Source organism: Rheinheimera sp. B2H12 (assembly GCF_059620065.1).
The window spans coordinates 1-16,239 of record NZ_CM184363.1 but is presented as its reverse complement, the minus strand read 5'-3'; the positions used below and the strand labels follow the sequence as shown (position 1 = coordinate 16,239).

Below are 16,239 nucleotides of genomic sequence, written 5' to 3'. Positions count from 1 at the left end.
AGAATTACCATGAAACAAGCTGTGATTGTCGACTGCATCCGGACCCCGATGGGTCGCTCAAAAGCCGGTATTTTCCGTAATGTCCGCGCTGAACAACTGTCTGCTTATGTGATGAGCGGCATTTTAGAACGTAACCCTGGTCTTGATCCAAGCGAGATTGATGACGTGATTTGGGGTTGTGTGCAACAAACGCTGGAACAAGGTTTTAACGTGGCGCGTAACGCCGCCTTATTGGCTGGTATTCCGCATTCAGTGCCGGCAGTGACCGTTAACCGTCTCTGTGGTTCGTCGATGCAGGCGCTGCATGATGCCGTGCGCTCTATTGCCATGGGCATGGGTGAAGTGTATCTCATCGGTGGTGTGGAGCATATGGGCCACGTGCCAATGACCCACGGTGTCGATTTCCACCCTGGCCTTGGTGTTTCTGTGGCGAAAGCTGCCGGTATGATGGGTTTAACTGCTGAATTACTGGGTAAAATGCATGGCATCAGCCGGCAGGACCAAGATGAATTTGGTGCCCGCTCACATCGCTTAGCGCATGAAGCAACGCTTCAAGGCCGTTTTAAAAACGAAATTCTGCCCTGTTTAGGCCATGACGCCGATGGCGTGCTGAAGCTGTTTGATACCGACGAAGTGATTCGCCCGGAAACTACCGTGGAATCCTTAGCTGCGCTGCGTCCGGTGTTTGATCCGGCCAACGGCACAGTCACGGCTGGCACCTCTTCAGCTTTATCCGATGGCGCTTCTGCCATGCTGGTGATGAGCGAAGACAAAGCCCGCGCATTGGGCCTGAAAATCCGCGCCCGCGTCATTGGCATGGGTGTGGCCGGTTGCGACCCATCTATCATGGGTTACGGCCCGGTGCCAGCCTCGAAAAAGGCGTTAAAAGCCGCCGGCTTAGACATTGGTCAAATCGACTACTTCGAACTGAATGAAGCTTTCGCGGCGCAGGCGCTGCCGGTGATGAAAGACTTAGGTTTGCTTGAAGTGAAAGAAACCAAGGTTAACTTAAACGGCGGTGCTATTGCACTCGGTCACCCACTGGGCTGTTCTGGTTCGCGGATCTCGACCACTTTACTGAACGTGCTGGAAAGCAAAGGCGGCAAATACGGTTTAGCCACTATGTGTATTGGCTTAGGCCAGGGCATTGCGACGGTATTTGAGCGGGTTGATGGCTAACTGAACCATTTTGTCTGCTGACCAAGGATCTGCAAAGGGCTGACTGAGACTCAGCCCTTTTTTATGTCATTTACAGCACCAACAAGCAAGCAGGCCGCTGATGATTAAGGTTTAACTGGCGTCGCCGCAGTATCACCAACCACAGTATGCCAGGGTTTCACTTGCCAGCTGCTGACCAGGCCGTTTACAACATAAGGATCGGCTTTGGCAAAAGCGGCCGGAATGTCGGCACTGTCACAACGAAACAACAACATGGCGCCATCTGCCGGCTCACCAACAGCACCACCTAACAACAATTCACCACGTTCAGCGGCCTGCCAGGCCAACGCCAGATGAGCCAGCCGGAATTCGCCACGCCTTGCGATATAATCGGCGGTGGTGTGGTAAATTAATAAAAAATGCATAGCTTCACCTCTCATCTCATCAATGTGCAATTCGCTGCTCATGTCTGACCTTACAGCATCCTTTATCCGCCAGCTATCGCGATTTCAGGACAACACCGGGTGGCAGATCTTTGCTTTGTTTTATGTTAAATTGTCAAAAATAAGTTAATAACAATCAAAGGGAACAACAATGACAGAGCTGCCACTACCAGCCATATTAACAGGTCAACATATCACTTTGTTACCCTTGCAAGCGGCGCATTTTGACGATTTAACCCAGGCCGCCAGCGATCCACTGATTTGGCAACAGCATCCGGAACCGAACCGCTATCAGCGCGAGGTGTTTGCCGGTTTTTTGCAAGGCGCGCTGGCTTCGGGCAGTGCTTTTACTATTATCGATCATCACAAGCAACAAGTGATTGGCAGTAGTCGTTATTACGACTGGGATCCGGTCAAACGCCATATCGTCATTGGTTATACCTTTTTAACCCGGCCTTATTGGGGCGGCAGCACCAATGCTGAACTGAAAAAACTGATGCTGGATTATGCCGCAAAGTTTGCCGAGGTGGCCTGGCTTTGTATTGGCAGCAACAATATGCGCTCCCGCCGCGCTGCCGAGAAACTTGGTTTTATCTTTTCACATGAACAACTGGATGTGGTCGATGGCGTGCCACGGGATCGCGTGCATTATTATTATCAGTTGCTGCAGTCATCTTGATAGGCTTGGCGACTTGCTGACGCCTTGTGTCACCTTGCCGCCGATTGCCAACCAGTCATTTTTTTTGAAATCAACCGCACAAGCCGTTACCATAACGGCTTTTATTGCTGCGGATAAAGCTGATGTCGGATTTGTTTCTCCATGCTGACCAACAACTGGATGCGCTGGGTTTGCGCTGTCCTGAGCCAGTGATGATGACCAGGCTTTGTATCCGCAAGATGCAACCGGGTCAGACCTTACTGATTATTGCCGACGATCCGGCGACCACCCGCGATATTCCGGCTTTTTGCCGTTTTATGGAGCATGAATTACTGGCTCAAGACACCAGTAGCCTGCCATATCGTTATCTGCTGAAAAAAAACGCCGGCTAAACTTGTTATTTTGGCGTTACCACTCCAGACTCAATGCTATTCATCTGCTCTGGATCCTGTGATGTGGTACAGCCTAAACCTTTGATCAGCAAAGCAGCAACCATTGATCAGGTCCGCCGCCGTTTTATCCTGCTGTTTGTCAGCTATATCACCTCTGCCATGATGCTGGTGCTGGCCATTCAGCATTTGTGGCATGACGACACCTTGTTGCAACTGATCCTGTTTGGCAGTGCGGCCGTGTTTTTACTCAATGCTGGCTGGTTTCACTATAGCCAGCAGTTAGAGCTGGCCTGCTGGATAGAAAGCGCTTTGGTGTCGATCTTTGTGTTGGGGCTGGTGGCGCAAGGTGGCTACCACAATACCGCCCTGTATTGGGCTTTTCCGTTTCCACCCATTATTTTTGGCCTGCTCGGCTCCCGTTATGGTTTAAGCCTGAGTTTAGTATTATGTCTATTGCTGGCACTGCTGCTGTATTGGCCGGATTTGATTATTGCGCAGTACCAGGACGCCGAAAAATCACGTTTTATTGCATCGTTAATCACATTGACGGCCGTCAGCTGGATCAACGAACATTTTCGTGAACGCAGCCATCAGTCAATGGCATTATTACAACGCAGTAAAGAGAACGAAGCCAATACCGATGCGCTGACCCAACTGGCCAACCGGCGTTTTGTTGACGAAGCGCTGCCGGAACATTTTCTGCAACAGCCGGAGCATTTTTTTCCATTGGCGGTGATGATGGCGGACCTGGATCACTTTAAACACATCAATGATAGTTTTGGTCATGGTCAGGGCGATTTAGTGTTGCAGCAAATCGCCTTGTTATTCCGGCATAAATTACGCACCCAGGATTTAGCCTGTCGTTATGGTGGCGAAGAGTTTTTATTGTTGCTGCCGCACACGACACTGAATGATGCCTGCAAAGTGGCTGACAAAGTGCGGGCCGCCATTGCCCAGCAAAGGTTATTGGCAGAACATCCGGATTTAGTCATTACCTGTAGTTTTGGCGTGGCGGCGGCCACGGACGCCAGCCAGTTTCTGCAGGCTATTCAGTTGGCCGACCAAAAACTGTATCAGTCTAAAGCCAATGGCCGCAATCTGGTGAGTTGTTGATTTGGCTTCGCCAATTGCAAAAAAGGAGCCGAAGCTCCTTTTTGTCTAACTGAATCTGACTTAGCAAGTGCCGTTATTGCAACACAGCAATATCGGCGACAAATAAAAACGCCTGCCGCAGTTGATTCAACAGCGCCAGCCGGTTTTGTCGCACCGCCTGATCTTCGACATTGACCATCACTTCATCAAAGAACTGGTCAATCACCTGCCGTAACGACGACAAGGTACTTAATGCTGTGTTGTAATCACCGGCCTGGAACAGCTGGCTTAACTCAGTCTGCTTGGCTGCCAGTGCGTTGGCCAGCTCTTGTTCGGCACCTGGCTGTAACAGATTGCTGTTGATCTGCTGCGGTAACTCAGCTTCCACTTTTGCCAGGATATTGGCCACCCGCTTGTTGGCTGCAGCCAGAGCACTGGCGGCGTCCAGTTTACGGAACTCGGCCACCGCTTTCACCCGACGGTCAAAATCGGCCGGATTGGTTGGCCGACGGGCTAACACCGCCTGAATGACGTCAACCGCATAACCTTCAGCTTCATACCAGGCACGGAAACGCGCCAGCATAAATTCCAGCACTTCATCCGCGACTGTGGCTTGGGTCAGTTTGTCGCCAAAGGTTTGTTGTGAAACGGCAATTAACTCCAGCAGATCAAGTGGCAGTTGTTTTTCTACCATGATCCGCAGTGCGCCGATGGCGGCACGCCGCAGCGCAAAGGGGTCTTTATCGCCTTTTGGTGCCTGGCCGATGCCAAAAATACCCACCAGCGAGTCCATTTTGTCAGCAATGGCCACAGCACAGCTTTCCAGCTGCGCTGGTAACAAATCACCAGAAAAACGTGGTTGATACTGCTCGTTCAGCGCCAGTGCTACCGCTTCTGGCTCGCCATCAAGCCTCGCATAGTGCATCCCCATAATGCCTTGTGTTTCCGGGAACTCACCGACCATATTGGTCATCAGATCGGTTTTGGATAACAGACCGGCGCGCTCGGCATGCTCCACATTGGCACCAATTTTACCGGCAATATAAGCGGATAACTGGGCAATCCGCTCTGACTTCTCGCGCAAGGTGCCCAGCTTTTGCTGGAACAACACCGTGCTTAAGCTGTCCAGCCGATCGGCCAGCTTGGTTTTCTGATCCACCCCAAAGAAGAATTGGGCATCGGTCAGCCGTGGCCGCACCACTTTTTCGTTACCGGAAATAATCTGGCTTGGATCTTTGCTGTTGATATTGGTAACAAAAATAAACTTATTCAGTAACTTGCCATGGCTATCCAGCAGCGGGAAGTATTTCTGATTGTCTTTCATCGTTGAAATCAGCGGCTCAGCAGGTACTTGCAGGAAACGCTCTTCAAAGCTCCCTACCAGCACCACCGGCCATTCCACCAGCGAGGTGACTTCATCGAGCAAGGCTTCATCAGGCGCGACCACACCTTGTAAGCTGGCGGCCGTTTTCGCTACTTCAGCGGCAATAAAGGCGCGGCGCTTGGCGTAATCAGCCACCACATAAGCCTGTTCCAGCGTGGCTAAATAACTATCTGCATTGGCAATTTCCACCAATGCCGGCGCATGGAATCTATGGCCATGGGTATGACGGCCAGAGGTTTTGCCAAGTACAGTGGCTGGTACTATGTCATTGCCGTATAACATCACCACGGTATGCACAGGCCGGATAAATTCGGCGGTGGAATAACCCCAGCGCATTGGCTTGGCAATGGGTAATTTCGCCAGTGCTGTTGTCACCACAGCTGGCAATAAACTGACGGTGGCAGCACCCAAGACTGTGGCTTTATGCACCAGCCAGGCGCCTTTATCAGTTTCCAGCCGCTCAGCCTGTGCCACGCTGATACCATTGGATGCAGCCCAGGCTTGCGCCGCTTTGGTTGGTTCACCAGCGGCATCAAAAGCGCCTGCTAAGGCCGGACCACGTTTCTCAACGATTTTGTCTGCCTGTTGCGCTGCCAGTTGATTCACCCGCACCGCTAACCGACGGGGCGCCGCGTACCAGGCACTGCCTGCAAAAGCCAAACCGAGCTTGGTGAGCTCATCAATAATATTCTGTTCAAAGGCTGTTGCTAAGGTTTGCAGCGCCTTTGGCGGTAACTCTTCAGTCCCGATCTCAACAATAAAATCCTGCACCACTTAAACCTCCTGCTTGGCTTGGGTTTGGTTACGGCATAACGGGAAGCCAAGCTTCTCACGGGCGGCGTAATAAGCTTCAGCACAAGCTTTGGCTAAGGTACGGACGCGTAAAATATAACGTTGCCGCTCAGTGACAGAAATGGCATGACGGGCATCCAGCAGGTTAAATGCATGCGATGCTTTCATCACTTTTTCGTAGGCTGGCAAAGGTAAACCCAGTTCAATCAGCTTATGGCTTTCAGCTTCGTGCTGATCAAAAGCGGCAAACAGTGCCGGCACATCAGCGTATTCGAAGTTATAGGTCGATTGTTCCACTTCGTTCTGATGGAACACATCACCATAAGTGACCAGCCCCATAGGGCCATCGGTCCAGACCAGATCATAGATACTGTCTACGCCCTGGATATACATCGCCAGACGCTCTAAACCATAGGTAATTTCGCCGGTCACAGGCCGGCACTCCAGGCCGCCGACTTGCTGGAAATAAGTGAACTGCGTGACTTCCATGCCGTTTAACCAAACTTCCCAACCCAGGCCCCAGGCACCCAGCGTTGGTGATTCCCAGTTGTCTTCGACAAAACGGATATCATGCACCAGGGTATCAAGACCCAGTTCGCGCAGTGAACCTAAATACAGTTCCTGAATATTGTCCGGCGACGGCTTCAGAATGACCTGGAATTGATAATAGTGCTGCAAGCGGTTCGGGTTTTCGCCATAACGGCCATCGGTCGGCCGGCGGCATGGCTGCACATAAGCCACATTGCTTGGCTCAGGTCCCAACGAGCGTAAGAAGGTCATCGGATGGAAAGTCCCGGCGCCCACTTCCATATCCAGTGGCTGCACAATGACGCAACCCTGGCGTGCCCAATAATCCTGTAAAGCCAGGATCAGTCCCTGAAAAGTTTTGATATCGTAATTGTGCATAAAAGGCGCACCTGTTCGCTGAAGGAAGTCTGCAAAAATGACCGAAAAGTATACCCATTTACGTGGCGTTTCTGTAGCGCTTCGCGGCATTTTCTGTCGGAATGAGCGGAAAATTAGTGGATTGCTGCCATTTTGCGCTTTGGCTGCGCAAATGCTGTGGTTATTTCGACGGCAACACCTCAACCCACTCAAGGTTGTGCTCAACCTTAGCTATGACAAAATCCAGTTACCAATCCGAGCAGCTATTCCTGTAGAACTCATGTGGCCCTCTTCGATCATTCCGCTTTTTATACGCGTTATCAACCCAGCACAAAACTTTGAACCAATTGATAGTGCTGCAGCAGAATGGACTGTTAGCCAAAGCATTCTTGTTTCGCCGTTCTTATTCGACAAACTCAACTTGTTTGAGGTCGCTTGTTGCAAACAGATCAGCACAGCTGACTCATGAGCTTAACTGTGCTCATTCAACAATGAATAGAATTTTGATCTGATCCGCCAACACTGGACACGCCACTAAGCTATTTTCTTTAGCTCATAGTTTTCTGGGCTGAGATAACCGATAGCACTATGCCGTCTGGTTTTGTTGTAATCAACTTCAATATATTCAAATACCTGTTGTTTCAGCGTGGCCCGGTCCGTTAACGGTTCATCTTTGAGCAATTTGACCTTCAGCGTATGGAAGAAGCTTTCCGCTACCGCATTATCCCAACAGTTGCCTTTGCGACTCATGCTTTGCGTAAGCTGATGTTTTGCAATCAGATCTCGGTAAGCCATCGAGCAATATTGGCTGCCCCGGTCGCTGTGCACGATAACCCCTTCAGGGAAACCACGCCGGAACAGCGCCATCTTTAATGCATCACACGTCAGCTCTGCCGTCATCCTTACATTCATCGACCAGCCAATCACGGCGCGCGAGTACAAATCAATGATCACGGCCAGATACAGCCAGCCCTCATTGGTCAGCAAATACGTGATATCACCCACCCATTTCTGGTTTGGCGCATCGCTGCTAAAGTCCTGTTCCAGCAGATTTGGCGCTACTGGCAGCTGGTGATGGCTGTCTGTGGTTGTCTTAAATTTCCGCGCGGCTTTGGCCTTTAATCCCTGTCTTTTCATGCTGTTAAATATCGTTTTCAAATCAACTTTATCGCCATTTTCAGCAAGCTCAACCTGAATACGGCGGGCACCGTCACGCTGTTTACCTTGCGTAAAAGCCTGACTGATTTTTTGATCCAGGGCTGCACGCAGCTGCGCTTTCTCGCCAGGTTCTGCACCGGTGCGACGCCACTGATAATACCCACTTCGCGATACACCAAACACGGCCGCCATGCGCTGCAGACGGAACCGGTGTTGGTGCTCCAGCATAAATTCAAAAGTCGCTACTTTTGATTCTTGGCGAAGTAGGTTGCGGCCTTTTTTAGAATGGCTAAATCCTCAGCCTGATCAGCCAATTGCCGGCGTAACTTCGCGACTTCAGCGGCCAGTTCAGCTTCGCGCTGGCTGGTTGTGGATTTTTTCTCTGCAGCATTACGCCAGTTATAGATCTGAGTTTCGTAAATCTTCAGCTGCCGGGCGGCTTCAGCCACGCCAACACGTTCAGCCAATTTCAGGGCTTCTGCTTTAAATTCAGCGGTATAAGTCTTGCGGTTCTTTTTGATTGTCATAGTCACCTCGTTATGTGATTTTACTCACTTAGCGCGGTGTCCAGTACTACTGGATCAGATCATTTTACTGCTCAGAGGTCATCCCGCATGTCAAAATTAACTGTTTCTGATATCTGTATTAATGTCAGAATTTCAGGTTTAAACAACCAACCAGTCGTGATTGTTTTTTACACCATTCATCGCCAGGCTTAAATGCCAGATTTTCTCTCTGATACACTTTTTTAGTCGCAAAGTAGCGCATCAGGTAACCTGAGTTCAGTTCAGCACCCCAGGCATTTAGACAATTTGGAGAGCAGCACAAAGCGCTGCTTAATGTCATCCAGCTGCTCGTGAGCTATCACTTTGGCATGTCTGCTTACTCAGTCTGACATGCCAGCAGATCGCCAAGACGGGGTTGGGCAGCGTTTGGCTGCAACCAACTGCTGCTTAATGAGCATGAGCATATCAGCGGCACCGACATCCAGCTGACGCCAGCCAATACAGCCGCATTGTTTCATCAACAATATCTGGCCATTGAGTGAGGTTGGCGCAGGGCCACAATTCAGCAATATATTGTTCCAGCTCAACTTTTGAAGTATATGATCACTTACTGAAAATTCGTTTATCTCAATGAACATTATTCTCATGCAATTGTTTAACATGGCGGATATTTCAAATTCTGACTTTCAGAATAGCTTACTAACCAAAAACCAATCAAAAATTAATGAGTACTAACCATGGAAATCGAATCGTTAAAGCTTGTCGCTGACATTGCCCCCTGGCTATCAATTGTTCTTTTAACAGCCTACCTAGTGCTCTGGTTTCGCTTCAGAACTGGCACATCTTATGGCTTGCTAAACAGGCTCTATGCAATAGTGACTGGCGGCAGAGAATTTCATAATCCTGCTGTTACTGAATTCTGGAACGAACGCAAAGACGTTGAACATTTCAATGCTCTGTTTAATACCAGAGCTAAGTCCATCAAAGAGGTGAATCAATTTATAAAGTGGGTTGACCGGAATGAGCTGGATTTCCAAAAGCTTACCAAGCTTAATGACCTCTTTGATATGGAAAAAAGAGAAGTCAGGAAAGGCTATTACCGACTAGCTTATGCTTACTTCTTCGGCTTCACTTTAATACTCGCTATGTTTTCCGTTGTTTTATGTGGGCTAGCAGTTAATGATGCAGCTTTGGTCAAATTCAAAGATGAAACACAGTGGATGTGGTTAAAGCATGATGCTGCATACAGCATAGTGATCAAGCCTTTTCAGGTCAGTGATCATGACTGGCGAATAACTCCCGATCTTTGCTTACAAAAACAATTCGATTTAGCATTAATTTCCACGCAATCAAAATTAAAACCAGCAAATATTCTTAATATCTGTCAATTTTTCACCGATATAAAACAAATTGAGCGGATAAACAAAACAATCAGCAACCAGAAATCATTCGTTTGGCTCGCATTTAGTATTTTGTTATTTAGTCTCTTTACCTTTAACAAAGCTGTACGCATGAAGTCTGCGTATCAAGCGAAGCTTTATTTAAAACATAAGTTTAGAGATGATTGTGTGGTTCAGGAATAGGTTCTGATTATGCATCACGAGAAAGGGAAAGTTATTGTGATATATCCCTAAATCCCTCCCCAGTTCATATCTTCACAATTTTTTTGTATCTCTTTTTGAATTAAAAAAGCCGCTTCAAAAAAAGCGGCTTTTTATCAATAAATCAAACATCTCATAATTAGAACTGACTTACACGTCCAGATTCGCCACCCGTAGTGCATTCTCTTCGATAAAGGCGCGGCGTGGTTCGACATCGTCCCCCATCAGGGTGTTAAACAGCTGGTCGGCACCGATGGCGTCTTCGATGGTTACCCGCAGCATCCGGCGGGTGTTTGGATCCATGGTGGTTTCCCACAGCTGTTCCGGGTTCATTTCACCCAGACCTTTATAACGCTGGATATACAGACCTTTTTTCGATTCGGTCATCAGCCATTCCAGACCTTCGACAAAGCTGGTGACTGGTTTGACTTTTTCACCGCGGCGGATGTAACCACCTTCTTCAATCAGATCGCGGATAGCATCGCCCAGTGCAGCGATACGGCCATAATCAATCGAGGTGATAAAGTCATAATGCAGCACGTATTCGTTGTCGATACCATGCTGGCGGATGACGATTTTCGGTAAGGTTAAGTTACGCTCACGATCTTCAGTGACATCAAAGGTATAGCTGGAGCCATCACCTTCTTTTTCCTGCAGGCGTTTCGCCAGCTTAGCCACCCACTCTTTGGTCAGCGTGGCGTCTTTTAACATCTCAACCGTGATGCCTGGCACGTACACTAATTCGTTCAGCAGGTTCAGTGGGATCTTACGACCCAGCCGTTCAATAGTCGCTTTACACTTGTGGTACTGGCCCACCAGCGCTTCCAGTGGCGCACCACCAATGCCTGGTGCATCGGCATTGACATGCAGCGTCGCTTCATCCAATGCCAAAGTGGTCAGGTATTCAGTCATCGCCGCATCGTCTTTGATGTACTGCTCCTGTTTACCTTTTTTCACTTTGTATAGCGGTGGCTGCGCAATATAAATGTAACCACGTTCAATCAACTCTGGCGTTTGCCGGTAGAAGAAGGTCAACAGCAGCGTGCGGATGTGCGAGCCGTCGACGTCAGCATCCGTCATCAGGATGATGCTGTGGTAACGGGTTTTGTCCGGGTTATATTCTTCCCGGCCAATGCCACAACCTAAGGCCGTGATCAGCGTGCCAACTTCTTGAGATGAAATCATCTTATCGAAGCGGGCTTTTTCAACGTTGAGGATTTTACCTTTCAGTGGCAAAATCGCCTGGTTTTTGCGGTTGCGGCCCTGCTTGGCAGAACCACCCGCCGAGTCACCCTCGACCAGGTAAAGTTCAGATAATGCTGGGTCTTTTTCCTGACAATCCGCCAATTTACCTGGCAGACCGGCAATATCCAGTACCCCTTTACGCCGCGTCATTTCCCGCGCTTTACGCGCTGCTTCGCGGGCGCGGGCTGCGTCCACAATCTTGGTGACAATGATTTTGGAGTCGTTCGGGTTTTCCAGCAGATATTCGTTCAGCTTTTCATGCATCACACTTTCAACAGCAGACTTCACTTCGCTGGAAACCAGCTTGTCTTTGGTCTGTGAGCTGAATTTTGGATCCGGCACTTTGACACTAATAACAGCGGTTAAACCTTCACGGGCGTCATCACCGGTGGCAGACACCTTCATCTTTTTGGCATAACCTTCAGCATCGATATAGGTATTCAGCACCCGCGTCAGCGCCGAGCGGAAACCAGCTAAGTGAGTACCACCATCGCGCTGCGGAATATTGTTGGTGAAACAGTAGATACCTTCCTGGAAGGAATCGTTCCACTGCATGGCCACTTCGACCGAAATACCATCTTCTCTGGTGGCAGAAAAATAGAAGGCTTTCGGGTGAATCGCCGTTTTAGTCCGGTTCAGGTACTGCACAAAAGCTTCGATACCACCTTCATATTTAAAGTGGTCTTTTTTATCATCCCGCTCATCGGTCAGAATAATACTGACACCTGAGTTTAAGAATGACAGTTCGCGCAGCCGTTTTGCCAGAATGTCATAGTGATAATTGATATCGGTAAAAATGGTACCACTTGGCCAGAACCGAATTTCGGTGCCTGTGCTATCCGTTTCGCCGATCACTTTTAACGGCTCGTCCGGTACACCTAACCGATAAATCTGGTTATGCACTTTGCCTTTGCGGCGAATCGTCAGTTCCAATTTGTCCGATAAAGCATTCACTACCGACACACCGACCCCGTGCAAACCACCGGATACTTTGTAGGAGTTGTCGTCGAACTTACCACCGGCGTGCAGCACTGTCATAATAACTTCAGCGGCCGACACCCCTTCTTCGTGCATATCGGTTGGAATACCACGGCCGTTATCACGCACCGACACAGAGTTGTCGCTGTGAATAGTCACAAAGACATCACTGCAATAGCCAGCTAATGCTTCATCGATGGAGTTATCCACCACTTCGAATACCATGTGGTGCAAACCTGAACCATCATCGGTATCACCAATATACATGCCCGGTCTTTTCCGGACTGCGTCTAAACCTTTCAGTACCTTGATACTGGAGGAGTCATAATTATGTTCTTCGGCCATGTTCATCCGTCCGTACTATCTGCCCATGTTCCACGTGGAACAATCCAACCTCAGTGTCTGACACATGCGGTAAGACCTGAGCAGCTTCAATTGCAGTGATAAAAACCTGCGAATTGATATGATGTAAAAAACTAAAGATTTGCCGTTTGGAGTGGTCATCCAACTCAGACGCCAAATCATCGATCAACAACAGTGGCTGTTTATGGCCACTGGAAAAAATTAAATTACTTTGCGCTACTTTCAGCGCAAACAACAACACCTTCAGCTGACCACGTGACAAAAACTCATCAACATACTGACCTGCAACTTTAATCCGCAAATCAGCTTTCTGTGGCCCAAGCTGGGTAAAGCCAAATTTCAAATCGGTCGCAAACTGATCACGGAGCAACTGACTAAACTCTGCAGCATCCGCTTGCCGCAGCGGCCAGCCGGCAATCAGCTCTAACTCGAGTTGTTGCAAGGCAGGAATGTCAGCCACTAACGGCTGCAATGCGACCGTTAATTGCTGAATATACTTTTGCCGCAATTGTTGCATCACCACAGCGGACGTCGCCAACTGCTGATCCCAATAATGGTAATAGTCACTATAAGGCTGTTTGCTTTTTAATAAGGCATTACGTTGTTTTAAAACCTTATGAAAGAACACCCAGTGCTCAAAAAAGGATGGTTCCACGTGGAACAATCCCAAATCAAAAAATTGCCGCCGCTCTTTCGGCCCACCAAAAAACAACCGAAAACTGTCAGGTGTAATCAACTGAACTGGTAATAAAGTTGCGATATCGGCCACCCGCTGCACTTTTTCACCATTCAACTTCAACTGCCAATCACCCTGCCGATCCCGTTGCATACCGACACTCAGCAATTGCTGCGCCCACTGCACCTTACCGTGAATGACAAAATGTGACTGTAGGTCCCGGATCAGTTTCTGCGGTTTACTGGTGCGAAAAGAACGACCATGCGCCAACAGGTAGATGGCTTCCAGCAAACTGGTTTTGCCGCTGCCGTTTTCGCCATAAAACAAATTGAGCGCAGGCGAACATTGCAGGTTGGCGGCTGCAATGTTGCGAAACTCAGTCAGCTGTAACTGCGCCAGCGCCATCAGAACAAAACTACAGCCGCATTGGCATCACGACGTATAAGGCGCCCTGATTGCCAACACCTTCGACCAGCGAACTGGAATTGGCATCACTTAAATGCATAATGATCAGATCGGTGGCGAGCGTATTTAACACGTCCAGCACATACCCAACGTTAAAGCCAATTTCCAGGGTATCGCCCTGGTATTCGACTTCAATCACTTCTTCGGCTTGTTCATGCTCCGGATTATTTGCCACAATCTGTAACTCGCCCGGACTTAAAGTAAAACGCACACCCCGGTATTTTTCATTCGATAAAATAGAAGCACGCACACAAGCATCTTTTAACACCGAGCGATGCGCTGTCACTTGTTTAGAACTGTTGCGTGGTAACACCCGACGATAATCCGGAAAACGGCCGTCAATCAGCTTACTACTGAAACTGAACTGGCTATCCAGCAACCGGATATGATTCTGACCTATCGCCAACCGAATCATTTGATCGTCGTTCGCCAGCAAGCGCATCAGTTCGAGTACACCTTTACGCGGAATAATCACTTGTTTTTGCTGGCCAGCAGTCACGGCCAGTTCCATTGAGCTGAGGGCCAGTCGGTGCCCGTCAGTCGCCACAGTGCGCAAAGTGCCGTTATCAACTTCGAATAACAGGCCGTTCAGGTAATAACGCACGTCCTGATTGGCCATCGAAAAAGCAGTGTCGTCCAGTAACTTACGTAACTGAGCCCGACTTAAATCAAACTCCACTTCGCCTTGCCAGGATTCCAGATTTGGATAATCACTGGCACTGAGCGTCGATAAGGTAAATTTGCTTTTGCCAGTGCTGACAATGCAGTTGTCACCTTGCAACGAAATGTGCAGCGGCGAACCTTCTGGTAACGACCGGCAAATATCCAGCAATTTTTTCGCCGGAATAGTCACCCGCCCCGGCGTTTGCACCTGCGTCAGTGCCACTGCCGCCACCAGCTCAATTTCTAAATCGGTGCCGGTCAGCGATAACCGCTCCGGCGTGACATCCAGCAACACGTTCGACAAAATAGGCAAAGTATGACGGCGCTCGATGGCACCAGACACCATTTGCAATGGTTTCAGCAGCGTGTCACGGTCAATGAAAAATTGCATAAACTTTCCCTATTAAGACGACAAAGTCCGAATCAAGTTTTGGAAATCTTCTTTAATTTCATGAGTTTCTTCTTTCAGAGACTCAATTTTGCGGCAGGCATGCAGCACTGTGGTGTGGTCACGACCACCAAAGGCATCCCCAATTTCCGGCAAACTGTGATTGGTCAGTTCTTTCGACAGCGCCATCGCCATTTGACGAGGCCTGGCGACAGAACGGGAACGACGTTTTGATAACAAGTCTGCAACCCGGATTTTGTAGTACTCAGCCACCGTTTTCTGAATATTTTCGATGGTGACCAATTTATCCTGTAACGCCAGCAAATCACGTAATGACTCGCGGACAAAATCGATGGTAATAGGCCGACCAGTAAAGTTGGCATTGGCGGTAATGCGGTTCAGCGCCCCTTCCAGCTCACGCACATTAGAGCGCAGCCGTTTCGCCACAAAAAATGCCACCTCTTCCGGTAACCGAATATTGTTTTCCTGCGCTTTACGCATCAGGATCGCCACCCGTGTTTCCAGTTCCGGTGGTTCAATCGCAATGGTTAAACCCCAGCCAAAACGGCTTTTCAGGCGCTCTTCTACACCGTCGATTTCTTTCGGATACCGATCTGATGTCAGAATGATCTGCTGATTACCTTCAAGTAAGGCATTGAAAGTATGGAAGAATTCTTCTTGGGAACGATCTTTCTTGGCGAAAAACTGAATATCATCGATAAGCAAAGCATCAACGGATCGGTAATAACGCTTAAATTCTTCAATCGCATTATTCTGCAGCGCTTTCACCATATCCTGCACAAAGCGCTCTGAATGCATATAAATTACTTTGGCATCCGGTTTTTTTGCCAGAATACCGTTACCCACGGCATGTAATAAGTGAGTTTTACCCAGACCGGTGCCACCGTATAAAAACAACGGATTATAAGCAGTACCAGGATTGTCAGCGACCTGACTGGCTGCAGCCCGCGCTAACTGGTTTGATTTACCTTCTACGAAGTTATCAAAGGTATAGTTTGCCCGCACATTGCTACGCACTATGGTTTTTGGCGCAGGCTCAGCAACTTCTGCCACAGCCACCGGCTGAGCAGGTACACTTTGACTTGGTCTGGTGGCCACAGCAGGCATCGGCGCTTTCATCGCTTTTTGGCTGCTACCCACTTCAAAGCGTAATCTGGGCGCATGATCGCCACAATAGTCATGGATCAGCTCATTGATCCGGTTCAGGTATTTGTCACGAACCCAATCCAGCACAAAGCGGTTTGGCGCGAACAAGGTCAGAGCGTCATGCGAACTGTCGGCCTGTAAAGGGCGGATCCACATGCTGAATTGCTGAGCCGGCAATTCAGACTGGAGTGCTTCAAGGCAATTTTGCCAGACTGACTGATACAC

14 protein-coding genes are annotated in these 16,239 nt (G+C 48.9%); 6 read left to right on the top strand and 8 right to left on the bottom strand.

Translation table 11 applies throughout. The annotated features are described in order from the left end of the window. The first annotated feature begins 9 nt into the window (after window positions 1-9). Window positions 10-1,179: an acetyl-CoA C-acyltransferase FadA gene (gene fadA, locus AC53GJ_RS00070; RefSeq protein WP_496730504.1), complete on the top strand. Its 1,170-nt coding sequence runs from the start codon at window positions 10-12 to the stop codon at window positions 1,177-1,179. 104 nt (window positions 1,180-1,283) lie between these two features. On the opposite strand, the gene AC53GJ_RS00065 is transcribed toward fadA, so the two are convergent. After that, window positions 1,284-1,583: a YciI-like protein gene (locus AC53GJ_RS00065; protein ID WP_496730503.1), complete on the bottom strand. Its 300-nt coding sequence runs from the start codon at window positions 1,581-1,583 to the stop codon at window positions 1,284-1,286. 169 nt (window positions 1,584-1,752) lie between these two features. Between AC53GJ_RS00065 and AC53GJ_RS00060 the strand changes: the two genes are divergently transcribed. The 3 genes from AC53GJ_RS00060 (at window position 1,753) to AC53GJ_RS00050 (ending at window position 3,764) form a co-directional block, all read left to right on the top strand. Further along, complete coding sequence (locus AC53GJ_RS00060; protein ID WP_496730502.1) at window positions 1,753-2,280, top strand: GNAT family N-acetyltransferase; 528 nt, start codon at window positions 1,753-1,755, stop codon at window positions 2,278-2,280. Window positions 2,281-2,402: 122 nt separating this feature from the next. Continuing rightward, window positions 2,403-2,651, top strand: coding sequence for a sulfurtransferase TusA (gene tusA, locus AC53GJ_RS00055; protein WP_496730501.1), 249 nt, complete (start codon window positions 2,403-2,405; stop codon window positions 2,649-2,651). A gap of 63 nt (window positions 2,652-2,714) precedes the next feature. Beyond that, entirely contained in the window at window positions 2,715-3,764 is a 1,050-nt protein-coding gene (locus tag AC53GJ_RS00050) for a GGDEF domain-containing protein (protein WP_496730500.1), read from the top strand. Window positions 3,765-3,837: 73 nt separating this feature from the next. Here AC53GJ_RS00050 and glyS read toward each other — a convergent pair whose 3' ends face one another. Next, window positions 3,838-5,901, bottom strand: coding sequence for a glycine--tRNA ligase subunit beta (gene glyS / locus AC53GJ_RS00045; protein WP_496730499.1), 2,064 nt, complete (start codon window positions 5,899-5,901; stop codon window positions 3,838-3,840). Next, window positions 5,902-6,825, bottom strand: coding sequence for a glycine--tRNA ligase subunit alpha (gene glyQ, locus AC53GJ_RS00040; RefSeq protein WP_496730498.1), 924 nt, complete (start codon window positions 6,823-6,825; stop codon window positions 5,902-5,904). It abuts the gene before it with no gap. A 37-nt stretch (window positions 6,826-6,862) separates the two neighbouring features. Between glyQ and AC53GJ_RS00035 the strand changes: the two genes are divergently transcribed. Next, window positions 6,863-7,273, top strand: coding sequence for a hypothetical protein (locus AC53GJ_RS00035; RefSeq protein WP_496730497.1), 411 nt, complete (start codon window positions 6,863-6,865; stop codon window positions 7,271-7,273). 65 nt (window positions 7,274-7,338) lie between these two features. Here the strand turns inward: AC53GJ_RS00035 and AC53GJ_RS00030 are convergent. After that, window positions 7,339-8,489, bottom strand: a protein-coding gene (locus tag AC53GJ_RS00030) for an IS3 family transposase (protein WP_496730496.1) whose coding sequence is annotated in 2 segments (ribosomal slippage) — window positions 7,339-8,246 and window positions 8,246-8,489 — 1,152 coding nt in all. Because the reading frame shifts where the segments join, the coding sequence is not laid out codon by codon here. A gap of 716 nt (window positions 8,490-9,205) precedes the next feature. Between AC53GJ_RS00030 and AC53GJ_RS00025 the strand changes: the two genes are divergently transcribed. Then, window positions 9,206-10,051: a DUF6216 family protein gene (locus tag AC53GJ_RS00025; protein WP_496730495.1), complete on the top strand. Its 846-nt coding sequence runs from the start codon at window positions 9,206-9,208 to the stop codon at window positions 10,049-10,051. A 168-nt stretch (window positions 10,052-10,219) separates the two neighbouring features. Here AC53GJ_RS00025 and gyrB read toward each other — a convergent pair whose 3' ends face one another. From gyrB to dnaA, 4 genes are read right to left on the bottom strand one after another with little or no spacing between them, the layout of a single operon-like run. Continuing rightward, a complete protein-coding gene (gene gyrB / locus AC53GJ_RS00020) occupies window positions 10,220-12,637 on the bottom strand; it encodes a DNA topoisomerase (ATP-hydrolyzing) subunit B (protein WP_496730494.1) in 2,418 nt (805 codons plus the stop codon). Then, complete coding sequence (gene recF, locus AC53GJ_RS00015; protein ID WP_496730493.1) at window positions 12,621-13,736, bottom strand: DNA replication/repair protein RecF; 1,116 nt, start codon at window positions 13,734-13,736, stop codon at window positions 12,621-12,623. Before recF ends, gyrB begins: the two co-directional genes overlap by 17 nt. Before the next feature lie 10 nt (window positions 13,737-13,746). Further along, window positions 13,747-14,850, bottom strand: coding sequence for a DNA polymerase III subunit beta (dnaN, locus tag AC53GJ_RS00010; protein ID WP_496730492.1), 1,104 nt, complete (start codon window positions 14,848-14,850; stop codon window positions 13,747-13,749). A gap of 12 nt (window positions 14,851-14,862) precedes the next feature. Further along, the gene (dnaA, locus tag AC53GJ_RS00005; RefSeq protein WP_496730491.1) at window positions 14,863-16,239 is read right to left on the bottom strand and encodes a chromosomal replication initiator protein DnaA; all 1,377 of its coding nucleotides are present in this window, start codon (window positions 16,237-16,239) and stop codon (window positions 14,863-14,865) included.

Bases quoted from the DNA above. Each gene is read 5' to 3' on its own strand.
- fadA (WP_496730504.1), top strand. From the start codon at position 10: ATGAAACAAGCTGTGATTGTCGACTGCATCCGGACCCCGATGGGTCGC.
- AC53GJ_RS00065 (WP_496730503.1), bottom strand. From the start codon at position 1,583: ATGCATTTTTTATTAATTTACCACACCACCGCCGATTATATCGCAAGG.
- AC53GJ_RS00060 (WP_496730502.1), top strand. From the start codon at position 1,753: ATGACAGAGCTGCCACTACCAGCCATATTAACAGGTCAACATATCACT.
- tusA (WP_496730501.1), top strand. From the start codon at position 2,403: ATGTCGGATTTGTTTCTCCATGCTGACCAACAACTGGATGCGCTGGGT.
- glyQ (WP_496730498.1), bottom strand. From the start codon at position 6,825: ATGCACAATTACGATATCAAAACTTTTCAGGGACTGATCCTGGCTTTA.
- AC53GJ_RS00035 (WP_496730497.1), top strand. From the start codon at position 6,863: ATGACCGAAAAGTATACCCATTTACGTGGCGTTTCTGTAGCGCTTCGC.
- AC53GJ_RS00025 (WP_496730495.1), top strand. From the start codon at position 9,206: ATGGAAATCGAATCGTTAAAGCTTGTCGCTGACATTGCCCCCTGGCTA.
- gyrB (WP_496730494.1), bottom strand. From the start codon at position 12,637: ATGGCCGAAGAACATAATTATGACTCCTCCAGTATCAAGGTACTGAAA.
- recF (WP_496730493.1), bottom strand. From the start codon at position 13,736: ATGGCGCTGGCGCAGTTACAGCTGACTGAGTTTCGCAACATTGCAGCC.
- dnaN (WP_496730492.1), bottom strand. From the start codon at position 14,850: ATGCAATTTTTCATTGACCGTGACACGCTGCTGAAACCATTGCAAATG.